Raw genomic sequence first — 14,377 nt, 5'->3', positions numbered from 1 at the left:
ATCGCAGCCTGCGGCAGCTCCTACAGGGGGAGTTGCGTTACAGATCCAGCACCAGCAATTGCTCGCTCTGCGCCGGCACCGCGCAGCAAATCAGCACCTGCCCCGCTTCCGGCATGTCCGCCGGGGGCTGTGGATAATTCACCGCGCCACTGACCAAGCGCGTCTTGCAGGTGCCGCACGAACCGCCACGGCAACTGAACTCGGGGCGCAGGCCACGGCTTTCTGCGAGCTCCAGCAGACTGCCGCCGTCCGGCTGCCAGCGCGCTTCCTTGGCAGAACGTTCGAACATCACCGGCACTGACGTGATCGCGGCCGGTGGCTGCTCGATGACCAGCGCATCCGGGTCTGGCTGGCGCTTGAGCGTTGAAGGGCCGAAGGTTTCGGCGTGAATCCGTGCGTCGCGAATGTCCAGCTCACGCAGCCCGTCGTAGACACTTTGGGTGAAAGCGCCGGGGCCACACACAGCAAAATCGATCTGGTCGTAATCCTCGACCTCCAGCAGATCGCGCAGCAGTGCCCCGTCGATACGCCCACGGCGGTCGAAATCCACGCCTTCATGCACATCGGCTTCCGGCTGGCTGAGCAGGCGAATCACCCGAACCGCGTCGCCAGCACTGTCCAGCAAGCGATCAAGTTCCTGGCGAAACGGTTGATCGGCCAGGCTGCGCGAACTCTGCAGCAACCACGTCGGCCGAATCCGCCGAGTGCGCAGGCCTTGATACACCACCTCGCGCAGCATCGACAGCAACGGCGTAATGCCAACCCCCGCCGCCAGCAGCACCAGCGGCCGTTGTTCCAGCGGCGCCACCGTGAAGTGCCCCTGTGGCGCCCGTGCCTCGAGGACATCGCCGACCCGGATCTGCTGGTGCAAATGGCCTGAAACCAGGCCCTCGCGTTTCACACTGATGCGCAGGAAATCATCCGATGGCGCACTCGACAGGCTGTAGGTGCGGATATGCGTTTCTCCACCCAGAATGAAGCGCAGCGGCAGATGCTGGCCGGCCTGAAACACCGGCATCCCTGCACCGTCGTCCGGTTGCAGATAGATCGAGCGGATGTGCTGGCTCTCCCTTTCGATGCGGGTTACCCGCAGCGGCCGCCAGCGGTCACCGAGAGCCTTGGCCTGCAGACGTGCATCAGCCTGGGCCCAGCTGCCGGTCAACAGGCTGGTGGGCGACATACCGTCGAAGCGCCAGCGCAGGGCCAGTGCCGCCGGACGCCGCACGAGTTTCTCGACCTCGAATGTCCACAGACGCTCGGCGCCCTGGAACGCTTCAATCTGCGGCCCTTCAAGGATGATTTCGGTCCGCCCGCTCAGTTGCAGCACATCGCCTGTGGAAAAGTCGATGAACAGCAGGCCAGCCTTGGGATTGAGCAGCAGATTGCCGAGCGTGTTGAAGTGCAGATTGCCGGCAAAATCCGGGATGGTCAGGCGATGACCTTCAACCCGGACAAATCCGGCCTGCCCGCCACGATGGGAAACATCCACCGCACGTTGTCCGTCGGCATCGACGTAACTGGCGACAAAGAAGGTGTCGGCGCCTTCGATCATCGCCCGGGCCGCGTCATCAAGACCGTTGCCGTGCTGCGCTGGCCGCGTCTGCGGATCGGTCAGCGGCACGCGCTGGAACTGGCGTAGCTGGATGTATTGCGGACAGTTGCCGAAAGCCTGATCCACGCTCACCTCGAAACCCTGCTCGGTGAGATTGGCGACATGACCGTTGAGGCGATTGCGGCGGCGAGTATGCAATTCAATACCGAGCAACCCGATCGGTTCGCCATTGCGCAATTGCGCTGGATCATCAGCAGCGGGTTGGCTGGCGAAATGCAGGTGCCCGGGATCAGGCGAATGAGCAAACCCTGGCGCGCCCTCGAGCACACTGGCCCATGGACGCCCGTCACCATCGACCGCGCCGTACAGCATGAACGGCAATTGCTCATAAAAGGCGCGGTGTTGATCCGGCATCCAGTCGCGAATCACTTTTCGGCCAAAGGCCTCCATGCGCTCGGCAACGCCGACATGGGCCTGCAGTTGTTGCTCGCCAGCGTGCCACGGTGAACGTTCCATCACGCCTCTCCCCGCGCCGCCGGCGCATTGTGGATAACTCGATCAGATCGGATTGAACCTCAGGCAGTCTTTTGCAGACCAGCGACCGTGCGTGGCATGCCGACAAAACCGGGCAAGGCTTCAACCCGCGCCAGCCAGGCACGCACGTTGGTGTAGTCGTCCAGTGCCACGTTGCCTTCCGGCGCATGGGCGATGTAGCTGTAGGCGGACACGTCGGCGATGGTCGGCTCGCTGCCGGCCAGGTATGGGGTCTTGCCCAGTTCCACGTCCATCACTTTGAGCAGGTTGTGCGCACGGGTAATCGCTTCTTCAGCATTCAACTGTGCGCCAAACACCGTCACCAATCGGGCTGCAGCAGGTCCGAAAGCGATCGGCCCTGCGGCGGCCGACAACCAGCGCTGAACCCTTGCAGCGCCCAGCGGATCGGTCGGCAGCCAGCGACCATTGCCATACTTGAGCGCCAGGTACACCAGAATCGCGTTGGAGTCGGCCAGCACCACGCCGTCATCGTCAATCGCCGGCACTTGGCCGAAGCTGTTGATCGCCAGATACGGCGCCTGCTTGTGCTCACCCTTGGCCAGATCGACCAGGATCAGTTCGGTCGGCAGTTGCAGCAGGGACAACATCAGCTCCACCCGATGGGCGTGGCCGGAACGCGGGAAGTTGTAGAGTTTGATCGCTTGCATGGTCGACTCCGCTGGAGGTGGCGCCGTTCGGGATGGCAGCGCCGGTGGAGGCCATCTTCCCCCCATCCTCAAAGCAACAGAATCACCAGCAATCGCAATCGATTATTTCACTGGATGAAATAACGCTGCGTTCTGCAACGCCGGATGCTCTCGCAAGGCTTTCACTGCATGGTCGACAAAACTGCGTACCCGCGCCGGCGCCTTGCGCCCGCCCTGATACACCACATGGATCGGCAGCGGCGGCAGTTCGAAGTCGGCGAGGACAATTTCCAGCTCACCGCAGGCCACCTTGCCGGCGACCTGATAAGACAACACCCGGGTCAGCCCCAAGCCCAGGCAAGCCGCAGTAATCGCCGCCTGGTTGGCGGTGACCACCAGCCTCGGTTCTGGCCGCACGCTGATCGCTTCGCCCTGATCCACAAACGGCCAACTGCGCAACTGGCCGATGGCCGAGGTCGCCACCACCGGCGCGCCGGCCAGCGCCTGTGGATGCTCGGGGCGGCCGTACCGGGCCAGGTAGGCCGGCGACGCACAGATCACCCGCCGCACTTCGCCAACCCGGATCGCGTGCTGATTGCTGTCCGGCAACTCACCGATGCGCACCGCGACATCGATGCCCTCCTCGACCATGCTCACCACCCGATCAACCAACAGCGCATTGATCGAAACGTCCGGGTATTGCGTCAGATAACTGGTCATCAGTGGCGTGACAAACAACTCACCGAACAAAACCGGCGCAGTCACCGTCAATTGCCCACGGGGCTGGGCGTGACTGCCGGCCGCCGAATCCTCGGCTTCCTGCACTTCGGCGAGAATTCTCCGACAGTCTTCCAGATAACGCTGACCCGCTTCGCTCAGATGCACACTGCGCGTGGTACGGATCAGCAACTGCGTGCCAATACGCTGCTCCAGCGCTGCAACCGCGCGAGTGACACTGGCGGCGGACAAGCCAAGGCGTCGCGCCGCTGCCGAGAAGCCCTGCTCCTGAGCCACCGTGGCGAAGATCTGCATTTCCTGGAAGCGGTCCATGGATGCCCTCGAGTCGGATACAAAAATCGCAGCCGAGGCTGCGATTTTTGCGGGTGGGTACCAACAACATAGTTTGACACAACCCATCGCGTAAATCGGGGTCTGTAGGATGATTCGCGATAAAGACAACAGCAACATAGATTGACACAGATGGGCTGCGCTTCAAATACAGGGCCGGGCTGCTCCCAACATAGTGTGACACCAACAACTGAAGTAAGCGGTCAGGAGGGGAGCAGCATAATCTGCGGTCTTCAGCACAAGCTCAGTGCGATGTCTAAATCTGTGCGCAACCTACGGCCGGCTCCCATAAGCACATAAACCGTATTTTTCGTCTCAAACAAGCAGTTGTGAGTGAAGGAAACCCCCAACGTTGATCTGACCCAATCACCAGGCGCAAAACGACCTTTTCTATCTTGGATAACCGTCAATGCGTAAACCAAGGCAGGGATAAGCCCTCTATCGGTGATGGCTATTCGTTGACGTGTTGTAACTTCGAGATCCAAGATTACCCAATCAGCAACAAGGCAATATGCACGGGAAGGAAAATGCAGACCTGCGAATGTCACTGCATCTAAATCGGGGAGTGGGCACCCGTTTATGTTTTCGCCTGCGGAAAGCAGCGAGGTAAACGCCGCCAAATTCATTCATCCCTCCAGCCGGTCGGTAAACTGACTCGAACGTGAATCATCCATAAGCATAGCTCTCAGCGAACAGCCTGGTACCGATGGCGACGAATAGTAGCCAGGTCGCCTCACACCTGGTTTCTCAACTCTCCCTTTATCTCACTGAACGGGATGATTTCTATTGGCGGCGTCACAGCACAAATCGGTTTACGCCAATAATCCACGCTATGCCATTGGCCGTGCTTGAACCCAACCTCTGGGTAGGTGCCGATGTGGGTGAACCCGAGTGCTTCATGGATACCTATACTTCCTGCGTTGGGTAAGGCAATGCCGGCATAGGCTGCATGAATCCCCTGTTTCTCTAGAACTGGTAGAAGCTGCTGATAAAGCGCACGACCAACCCCTTTTCGGTGCACAGCCGGATCAACATACACGGTGACATCCGCCGACCATCGATAGGCTTCTCTCGCTCGATGCTCGCTTGCGTAAGCGTATCCAACGACGTTGCCCTCCACCTCGGCTACCAGATAGGGATGCGGCGGTAGTGTTGCGGTTATTCTTGATGCCATCTCATCAACAGTCGGTGGTATCAGCTCGAACGAGATGACTGAGTTCAAACCATTGGAGCATAGATAATCTGGATGGCAGGGGCATCAGATGGTGTAGCAACCCTCACTTTGTAATTCATGTCTTTCCTTACTGCCCCTTTAAAAAATCGCGTTTGAAAGGCTGAACCACCTTAAGGCCTAGCCCTTCAGGATGTCGCGATAGGAACGTGAACTACGCCTTGAGCGGGCTTACCGCATCCACGAACCGTAGAGAGCATCGTTCAGTGAATTGTGAGCTTTTGCTCATGGGGACTAGGCTGCGGGATATCCACGACAACGTCTTTAGCACCGAGAACCTTCGCCAGGAACAGCGCCGTTAACCCACCGAAAAACTGCGCGATGATGAACAGCGCTACGTCTGACATCCGTATCCCCGAGAATGTATTGGTGAACACGCGAGCAATCGTCACCGCCGGATTCGCACTTAAAAACCAGTCGGACCCTACGCATGCGCTTCAAGTTTAAATCATGCCGCCCGTCAGGAGACACATGCGAAGATTCGTTGTAAATAGGAGCCACTCATCGGTGGGTATGTGCCGCAGAAATATTTTTTTGAAAAAAAATACAGACATTACAGAATTGTAATTCTTCAATCATCTCCCTGTTATCTTCAAATTGCAACGATACAAGTCGGCGACGATACGAAAGCGCAACGCGCTTTCCGTAAACAATAATTCCAGCCGAAGAACTTACTAGTTCTGCCAAACCTAAGGAGTGATTAATGGATAACAATACAAAATTCTCAATGGCCGCTTTAGCGTTGGTTGTCAGTTCTGGGCCTTCCATGGCATTCGCAGAGGAAAAGACTGGGGGATTTATCGAAGATAGTAGTCTTTCCGTGCTAAATCGAAATTTCTACTTCAATCGTGACCATCGTAACGGGCAATCAAGCCCCACAGGCAATGGTTATTCAGAGACTTGGTCGCACGCGATCATCAGTAAATTTGAATCCGGTTTTACTCAAGGCACTGTCGGTGTGGGCGTCGATGCTTTCGCGATGATTGGGTTGAAGCTTGATACGGGTGACGGTCGAAATGGTGGTCGTAGTTCGTTCGATGTACTGCCTGTCAATGGCGATGGTGAGGCTCGAGATGAGTACACAAAAGTCGGTGGGGCAGCAAAGGTTCGCGCTTTTGACACAGTAGTGAAAGTTGGTGATGTTTTTCCAGCGAACCCCGTCGTGGCTTCTGGCGACTCAAGACTACTACCCGAAAGTTTCCGCGGTGTAACCGCGACCAATACCAGCATTGAAGGACTGACTGTTCAAGGTGGTCGCCTGCACGCCATGAGCCAACCAGTCTCCAGCAATATGCGCGACAACTTCGCGACATTCTATGCAGGGCCTGTTAATTCACCTTGGGTAGGCTATTTCGGCGGCGACTACAACGTTAACAAAAATATCATCGTTAGTCTCTATTCCAGTCGCCTCAAAGACGCTTGGAATCAATACTATGCGGGCACGGGATTGAATTACTCACTGTCTGATCAGCTTTCTGTATTCGGTGGCGTGAATTACTACAAGGCCGTTGATGAAGGAAAGAAACTGCTGGGAGAATTCGACAACAATATTTGGAGCGCTAAAGTTGGCGTGAAGTATGGTGCGCACTCACTTGCACTTTCTCACCAGCGAAATAATGGTAATGACGACTTCGACTATCTGCGTCAGTCGGACTCTATCTTTCTCGACAACTCGATCCAATACAGCGATTTTAACTCGCCAAAAGAACGTTCGTGGATGGTTCGCTACGACCTCGACATGAGCTCGTACGGCGTACCAGGCCTGTCGTTTATGACACGTTATGGTCGCGGCACCGACGCTGACTATTCCAACGCTAACGCAACATACATGAGGCGCGATGCAGACGGGAACCCGTTGACAGATCAGAAACGTTGGGAGCGCGACATTGAGGTGAAGTACGTCGTTCAGACAGGTTCCTTGAAAGATATGTCTTTCCGCTTGCGGCAAGCGAATACTCGCGCAACCGCTTTTGAATCGGATCTGGATGAGGTCCGTGTGATTGTTGAGTACCCACTCGCCATTCTGTAATACCTAAACGGGAAAATTCTCGGTTCTTCTAAATTGTCCCATTTTTGATTGAAAATTTCAAAATTGTAATTTTTCAATCATCTCCACGTTAACTAGGATTGCTTATAGTGAGTGGGAGTTATTAGGAATCTAGCTAGCGCATCTGGTTAGATCTCTACAGACAAGTAGCAAGCCTGTGAAAATCTGGAAACTCATTGTTGCTCAGTTAAAGCTACAATTTCACCTTTAGAAGCTCCTTCGGAAAAGGGTGAATTTTTAAGACGTCCCTCGGGACGTCTTTTTTATACCTGTTCGAAGCGAATCTAAAAAACGCCCGATTCCTATTTTTCATATCAGTCGAGCGTTATAGATTGTTCAGATAGTAGGATAGCTACTAGCCACCACGTTTGCGACACTCTCCAGCCACAGTGTACCTAATCGTATTTAGCTGCCCATTTGAATCTTCATAAGTCATGGCGGCTGGCACCACCGCGCAGACTTTTGCAGGCCGCACCACACTGATCACTTTCACAACATCCATCTTCATTCCGTACTCGTATTGTTTCGCTACAGGTGCGCTTTTCCCTTGGCTAATAGCATACTGCTCCATAGCTTTAGCATTAGCCGCCATCATTTTCTCAAAGGTTTTGTCTCCTCCCCCTTCAGCAGAGACAAGAGAGGATAACGCCAGAGTTCCAGCGAGAGTAATAATGCTCATGAATTTCATATTGAGTACCTCATATATTAACAGTTACCAGAATATCAACTAGAACATTGCGTAGGTGTGGCGCCAGGATTACCGATGTCCAATCTGCCATCCAAAAAAAACCGCAACCGGAAACCGGAAGCGGTTTTTTTTATTCAGCGTACTGCTACATTTACATTTCATCAGTCTCATCTTTAGCATCACTTGACACTACTGGCTCGATTTTTCCTTCTTTAGCCACGTACTTCTCCATTGCTAGATCATTTGCGACCATCATTTTCTCAAAGGTTCTGTCTCCGCCACCTTCGGCTAAAGCAACTGAAGAAAGGACTAAAGCACTCGCAAGAGCAAAAATTTGAGCAATTTTCATACTGACACCTCATCTAGTTGACACTCTTAGGGTATCAATTCGAACCTATCAACACGGTGGCGCCTAGATTACAGATTCGTTATGTTGCGCACATAAAAAAGCCCCCCATCGAATCTCGATAGGAGGCTTTGAGAAAACTAAATTATATGGATGCTATTTTGTCGTCTTTGGTTTCTTCCTCGTCTCGGCGGTGCACCCATTGATAAAGAGCAGGCAGTATCAGCAGAGTCAACACAGTTGAGGATAGGATTCCCCCGATTACTACGGTAGCTAGGGGTCTTTGAACCTCTGCCCCCGTTCCGGTTGCCAGTGCCATCGGAATAAACCCAAGAGAGGCCACGAGAGCTGTCATCAACACCGGACGTAAACGTGTGAGAGCCCCTTCATTAATTGCGGAACTTAAAGAATGTCCTTCCTCGCGTAGATTACGTATGAAAGCGATCATCACCAGACCGTTTAGCACCGCCACTCCCGACAACGCGATGAAACCAACACCTGCCGAGATCGATAGCGGGATGTCTCTCAGCCATAAAGCCATGACACCCCCTGTCAATGCGAACGGAATACCAGTAAACACCAGTAGGCCATCCTTGAGGTTGTTGAACATCATGAACAAGAGTGCGAACACCAGAAGCAGGGCAACCGGCACTACAATCTGTAGTCGCTTGGCAGCGGATTGGAGCTGCTCGAACTGCCCTCCCCAAGTGGTCCAGTAACCGGATGGGATTTGCACTTCCTTATCAATGGCGCTACTGGCCTCCTGTACAAAAGAGCCGATATCACGCCCACGCACGTTGGCGCTGACGATCACCAGACGCTTGCCGTTTTCTCGGCTGACCTGGTTAGGTCCCAACACTAGATCGAGGGTCGCCACCTCTGAAAGAGCTATGAATCCGATCTGGTCAGCATTGGTGTTGAGCAACGCCGGTACCGGGATTAGCAATGTGGACAATCCCTCGAGATCCTTACGCATCGCGTCGGATAAACGCACCACCATGTCAAATCGGCGGTCTCCCTCATACATCGTACCGGCTTGTCGACCGCCAACTGCCACCGCAATGGTGTCTTGCACGTCGCCTACGTTGAGTCCGTAACGGGCGGCTTTGTCGCGGTCGATGTTGATGGTCAGTACCGGCAGTCCCGACGTTTGCTCAACTTTGACCTCGGAGGCACCATTGATCTTCAGCATTGATGCGGCGATTTTTGCAGCGGTGCCGTTGAGCACCGCCATGTCATCACCGAATACCTTGACCGCCACATCACTACGTACGCCTGAAATCAACTCGTTGAAACGCAGTTGAATAGGCTGAGAAAGCTCATAGTTGCTTCCGGGCATCGCAGCTGCAGCTTTTTGAATATCGTCTATCAATGCCTCCCTTGATTTATTCGGATCAGGCCATTGACTCTTCGGCTTGAGCATCACATAGCTGTCAGAAATGTTTGGAGGCATTGGATCGGAGGCAATTTCGGCAGTACCTGTACGACCAAACATCCGTTTGACCTCCGGTACTTTTGCCAATACCAGGGTTTCAAGGCGTTGCTGCATCTCTACCGATTGCGTCAGGCTGGTACCTGGGACACGCAATGCTTGCAACGCGAAATCGCCTTCGCTGAGACTCGGCACAAACTCACTACCCATCCGACTTGCGACCACACCGCATATTGTGATCACGCCTAATGCCATGGCGAATGCCAACGATCGATGGCCCATGACCCAGTCCAAAGCTGGAGCATACATCCGGCGGGCGCCACGCATGATGACGTTTTCTTCTTCCTTGACCTTGCCGGTCACGAACATCGCAATCGCAGCAGGGACAAAAGTTACTGACAACAACATCGCCCCCAGTAAGGCGATCACTACGGTGAAGGCCATCGGGTGGAACATTTTTCCTTCGACGCCAGTAAGCGCAAAAATCGGTAGGTACACGACCATAATGATCAACTGACCGAAAATTAATGGTCGGCGTGCTTCCTTGGCAGCAGCGAATACTTCGTGAAAACGTTCAGAGCGAGTGAGGATGCGCCCGTGGTGTTGCTGCGCATGGGCCAAACGCCTGATGGCGTTTTCAACAATTACCACCGCACCGTCGACGATGATGCCAAAGTCCAAAGCCCCAAGGCTCATCAGGTTGGCGCTAACTTTATTGGTAAACATGCCGGTGAATGTGAACAACATAGCGAGCGGGATAACCATGGCAGTGATCAGCGCTGCACGTATATTTCCCAAGAACAGGAATAGAATCGCAATCACTAGGATTGCACCTTCGATCAGGTTCTTTTTTACCGTGGCAATCGCCTTGTCCACAAGATTGGTACGGTCATAGACAGTGACTGCTACAACCCCTTTTGGCAGTGAACGGTTGATTTGCTCAAGCTTGTTGGCAACGGCCTGCGCCACGGTGCGGCTGTTCTCGCCGATTAGCATGAACACTGTGCCGAGCACCACTTCACGACCGTTTTCGGTCGCTGCTCCCGTGCGCAATTCACGGCCGATATCCACGGTTGCAACATTCTTCACACGTATTGGCGTACCGTCGACATTGGCCATGACGATATTGGCGATATCGTCGGTGGTTGCTACTTGACCAGGTGCACGAATCAGTAACTGTTCGCCGCTGTGCTCGATGTAACCGGCACCGACGTTAGCGTTGTTGCGCTCCAGCGCTGTAACAAGGTCAGTCAGCGTGAGCTTGTAAGCGGCCAAGCGTTTTGGATCGGGCGCAATCTGATACTCCTTGGCAAACCCGCCAATGGTATTGATTTCGGCGACCCCAGGAACATTGCGCAGTTGAGGCTTGATGATCCAGTCTTGAATCACCCTCAGGTCGGTCGGCGTATAGGGACTGCCGTCCTCCTTGACAGCCCCCTCTTCAGCCTCGACCGTCCACAGGAAAATCTCACCAAGACCGGTTGAGATCGGTCCCATGACAGCTTCCACACCTTCTGGCAGTTGCTCTTTGGCCACCTGTAATCGTTCGTTGACCAATTGCCGAGCGAAGAAGAGGTCCGTGCCCTCTTTGAAAATAACAGTAACTTGCGACAAACCCGAGCGTGACAGCGAACGAGTTTGTTCTAGAGCCGGTAAACCAGCCATTGCTGTTTCGATGGGGAACGTGATGCGTTGTTCGGTTTCCAGTGGTGAAAAACCTGCTGCCCCCGTGTTGATTTGCACCTGGACGTTGGTGATATCGGGAACCGCGTCGATCGGCAGCTTCTGATAGCTTGCTATACCGAGGCCGGCCATGAGGAAAACCGCGAGCAGTACGATAATGCGCTGCTCGATGGCAAATTGGATCAGGCGTTCGAACATGAGAACCTTCTCGTGGAAATGGCGGATCAGTGGGCGTGTTCAGCCGAGGCTTTACCCAATTCTGATTTCAAAATGAAACTACCGGCGGCGGCGATTTGAGCTCCGGGCTCCAGGCCTTCCTTGATCTCGACCAGACCCGCCGAACGACCACCTGTCTCCACTGGCTGAGCTCTAAACCCGTCCTCCGTTCGAACGAAAACAGTTTGCTTGTCCTCGACCGTCTGAAGAGCCGCCTCTGGTACAGCGACCTTTGTCTGCCGAGTACCGGTGTCAACCTGCACGGTCACAAATAGCCCCGGACGCCATGCACCTTGTGGATTTTCCAATGTCACGCGGACCGTGGCTGTACGGGTTTGCTCGCCCAACAAACTGCCGACATAGGCCACGGTTCCAGTGACTTCAGCATTCAACTCCGGCGCACTGACCTTGACCGATTTGCCTACGAGTACCTTGTTCAAATCCTTTGGTGAGACTCCAAAGGTCACCCACACACGCGACAAGTCGGAGAGCGTAAAGGCATTGGTGGTTTCGCTGACAACTTCACCGAGGGCCAAATGTTTCTCGACTACAACCCCGTCAAACGGCGCACGCAATTCATATCGATTACCCCCGCTGGCGACCGAGCTACCACTCAGTACGCTAATTTTTTGCCGAGCATTGCTGAGAGCAATTTCAGCTTCTTGCAAAGCCTGGCGGGCTTGCAGGAAGTCCTGTTCTGCAGAGATTTTGTCCTGCCATAACTGTCGCTCTCGCTCGTAGGTAGTACGCGCCAACTCAAGACGACGTTGCGCAGCGGCTTGTTCACTGCGCTGATCAGAAATTTGTTGGCTAGCGATTACGGCCAGCAACTGACCTTTTTTCACTGGTTGACCAAGATTGGCATGAACCGACTCAACGACACCAGGTACGCGGGGCACCACGTGCGCAGTGCGGTCTTCATCAAAACGGATTTCTCCAGGAAAGGGCAATGAAAGGCTGATGCTCTGCGCTTTCGCTTCAACCAGTTGGATGCCGGCAGAGCTGATCTGCTCTTCGCTCAGAGTCAAATGACCCTCTTCAGCTTCGCCTTCTGCGTGTTCGCCCTCGGCCGGTTTTCCGTCAGCAGTTTCATCGCCGTGATCGTCATAGCCTTTGCCCTCCTGAGTCTGAGCTTCAGCTGAAGGCACCGATGGGCTTGTCATCCAAAACGAACCGATGCCTATACCTATTGCCAAGGTTAGTGCCGAGACGAGGATTAGTTTTTTATCCATGGAGACTCCCTGCGCAACCCAGTCGGCATTCACGGATTAACGTGGTATTGCGATACTGAGCAGCGGTAAAAAAAGCGTTATATGAAATTCACGGGGTACGAGTGAGAATGGCAACATCACCGAAAATTCGCTCGATACGCACCCAGGCGTCTGTCGCCTCGGCGATGGCTTGGATGTATTGCGTGCGAGCGCTAATCAATGTGCGCTGAGCATCGAGCACGTCGAGAAAGTTAAACTTACCCATTTCGAAACCTCGGGTAGCGGTATCGACGGCACTTTGCGCTGCAGGCAGGATGGTTTGATTGAACGACGCCACTTCAGTGTTAGCAGTCAGCCACTGATCTAAGGTGGTTTGGATCTCTGTGCGCAGTCGTAACTCACTGGCATTCCGAAGGTCGCGAGATTGATCGGCACGGCGGGCTGCGGCCAGTACGTTGCCTTGGTTACGGTTAAACAACGGGATGGGCATAGATAGCCCTACGACATTCACCCGCTCGCGCTCACGCTCGTCGTATTGACTCCCGATACTCACGGTCAGGTCCGGAATTCGACGAGCCTTCTCAAGACCAAGAGAGGCTTCCCGCTGATCTATTTGCAGTTTTGCTAATCGTAGCTCTGCAGTTTCACCAATTCGGCTAAACAGCAGCGACGAATCGGGCACGGTTGGCATCGACCGATTTGGATCACCTACGGACACAAATGCAGGCAAAGGCGCCCCCATGACCTGAGCGAGTCTCTGGTAGGCACTGGCCTCATCCCGCTCAGCCCGCCTCAACTCTAGGCGCACTTCTGATAGCTGAACCTCTGCGCGCGTACCTTCAACGGGTGAGGATTTGCCACTCTTGATGCGACCTTGCGCTGCACGCAAACCGCGCTCGGCGAGCTCAAGTGATTGACGTGACAGCAGCAGTCTTTGCTGAGCCGTTGAGGAACTATAAAAAGCCTGAATGACATCGGCACGCAGAACGTTACGCTTGCGCTCCAACTCAATCCCCGCTGCGTCCTGAGCTCTATTGGCCACTTCAATCCTAGCTCCACGCTTACCGCCAAGCTCTATCGGCTGGCTGATCATTACCGTCGTGGTGCGCGAGTTTCGCCGAGTATCTTCAGCCTCCCAGGAAACCTCAGGGTTTGGAATCAATCCAGCCTGCTGTCGCTCTCCCTGAGCAATACCTGTCTCCCATTGAGCGGCCGCTAGGTCTGGGTTGTTGGAAAATGCAGTTTCAAGCGCTTGATCCATTGTGAGCATTTGAGCGTTTGCGGCTAACAAAGGAGCATTCAAAAGAGCAAGGATCGAAATAAGACCTGCTTGTAGCATGGTTTTATGCGTGATTGGGTGAGCAATAAACTTTCTAAACCGAAGTAATTCCATCATTCCCCAAAACCTTTATACAAAAAGAATTTCCCATGAGGCAAATATAATTCCGTACACCTATCAACAAGGTGACTGAAGAATTACAAATACGTTATCTAACGAATAAGCCTCACTTAATGCATTAGGATTAGGGCAATAAGTGCTCGCACCAAGCGACATCCCTAGACAAAAACGGGAGGCGGCTCTTGTACTACAGGGTGACGAGGGTCGCACGAAACCTTGTTAGTTTTAAACTCTATGATCCCAGAAAATTAAAAATGCAACCAGAATCCAACGTTTAAACAGATGGTTAACTTTAAACAGATTCTACGAAAAGAGCCATTACG

11 protein-coding genes and 1 pseudogene are annotated in these 14,377 nt (G+C 53.9%); 1 reads left to right on the top strand and 11 read right to left on the bottom strand.

Going from position 1 to position 14,377, the window contains the following annotated elements:
- Positions 1–37: 37 nt before the first annotated feature.
- The 6 genes and pseudogenes from KVQ82_RS00420 to KVQ82_RS00395 form a co-directional block, all read right to left on the bottom strand.
- On the bottom strand, positions 38–2,068 hold the full coding sequence (locus tag KVQ82_RS00420) for a pyridoxamine 5'-phosphate oxidase family protein (RefSeq protein ID WP_222017501.1): 2,031 nt from the start codon (positions 2,066–2,068) through the stop codon (positions 38–40).
- A gap of 59 nt (positions 2,069–2,127) precedes the next feature.
- Entirely contained in the window at positions 2,128–2,754 is a 627-nt protein-coding gene (locus KVQ82_RS00415; RefSeq protein WP_222017499.1) for a glutathione S-transferase family protein, read from the bottom strand.
- A 102-nt stretch (positions 2,755–2,856) separates the two neighbouring features.
- The gene (locus tag KVQ82_RS00410) at positions 2,857–3,783 is read right to left on the bottom strand and encodes a LysR family transcriptional regulator (RefSeq protein WP_108184286.1); all 927 of its coding nucleotides are present in this window, start codon (positions 3,781–3,783) and stop codon (positions 2,857–2,859) included.
- Between the two features lie 251 nt (positions 3,784–4,034).
- Complete coding sequence (locus tag KVQ82_RS00405) at positions 4,035–4,427, bottom strand: hypothetical protein (RefSeq protein WP_140396033.1); 393 nt, start codon at positions 4,425–4,427, stop codon at positions 4,035–4,037.
- Between the two features lie 107 nt (positions 4,428–4,534).
- Positions 4,535–5,094: pseudogene (locus tag KVQ82_RS00400) on the bottom strand (arsinothricin resistance N-acetyltransferase ArsN1 family B).
- A 141-nt stretch (positions 5,095–5,235) separates the two neighbouring features.
- Positions 5,236–5,409, bottom strand: a complete 174-nt coding sequence (locus KVQ82_RS00395; protein WP_230679402.1) for a hypothetical protein — start codon at positions 5,407–5,409, stop codon at positions 5,236–5,238.
- A 326-nt stretch (positions 5,410–5,735) separates the two neighbouring features.
- Between KVQ82_RS00395 and KVQ82_RS00390 the strand changes: the two genes are divergently transcribed.
- The gene (locus tag KVQ82_RS00390; protein ID WP_042561899.1) at positions 5,736–7,061 is read left to right on the top strand and encodes an OprD family porin; all 1,326 of its coding nucleotides are present in this window, start codon (positions 5,736–5,738) and stop codon (positions 7,059–7,061) included.
- Positions 7,062–7,434: 373 nt separating this feature from the next.
- Here KVQ82_RS00390 and KVQ82_RS00385 read toward each other — a convergent pair whose 3' ends face one another.
- The 5 genes from KVQ82_RS00385 to KVQ82_RS00365 form a co-directional block, all read right to left on the bottom strand.
- Positions 7,435–7,767 carry a DUF2790 domain-containing protein gene (locus KVQ82_RS00385; protein ID WP_042561900.1) on the bottom strand — a complete coding sequence of 111 codons (333 nt, stop codon included), beginning with the start codon at positions 7,765–7,767 and terminating at the stop codon, positions 7,435–7,437.
- 151 nt (positions 7,768–7,918) lie between these two features.
- Entirely contained in the window at positions 7,919–8,116 is a 198-nt protein-coding gene (locus KVQ82_RS00380) for a co-regulatory protein PtrA N-terminal domain-containing protein (RefSeq protein WP_042561901.1), read from the bottom strand.
- A gap of 142 nt (positions 8,117–8,258) precedes the next feature.
- Complete coding sequence (locus KVQ82_RS00375; RefSeq protein WP_042561902.1) at positions 8,259–11,426, bottom strand: CusA/CzcA family heavy metal efflux RND transporter; 3,168 nt, start codon at positions 11,424–11,426, stop codon at positions 8,259–8,261.
- Between the two features lie 26 nt (positions 11,427–11,452).
- The gene (locus KVQ82_RS00370) at positions 11,453–12,676 is read right to left on the bottom strand and encodes an efflux RND transporter periplasmic adaptor subunit (RefSeq protein ID WP_042561903.1); all 1,224 of its coding nucleotides are present in this window, start codon (positions 12,674–12,676) and stop codon (positions 11,453–11,455) included.
- Between the two features lie 88 nt (positions 12,677–12,764).
- Entirely contained in the window at positions 12,765–13,994 is a 1,230-nt protein-coding gene (locus KVQ82_RS00365; protein ID WP_225138954.1) for a TolC family protein, read from the bottom strand.
- Positions 13,995–14,377 lie beyond the last annotated feature (383 nt).

Source organism: Pseudomonas sp. AO-1, from assembly GCF_019775695.1.
In the GTDB taxonomy this organism is placed as follows: Bacteria; Pseudomonadota; Gammaproteobacteria; order Pseudomonadales; family Pseudomonadaceae; genus Aquipseudomonas; species Aquipseudomonas parakoreensis.
Note: the sequence above shows the minus strand (reverse complement) of the source record. Positions and strands in the feature narration are given on the sequence as shown.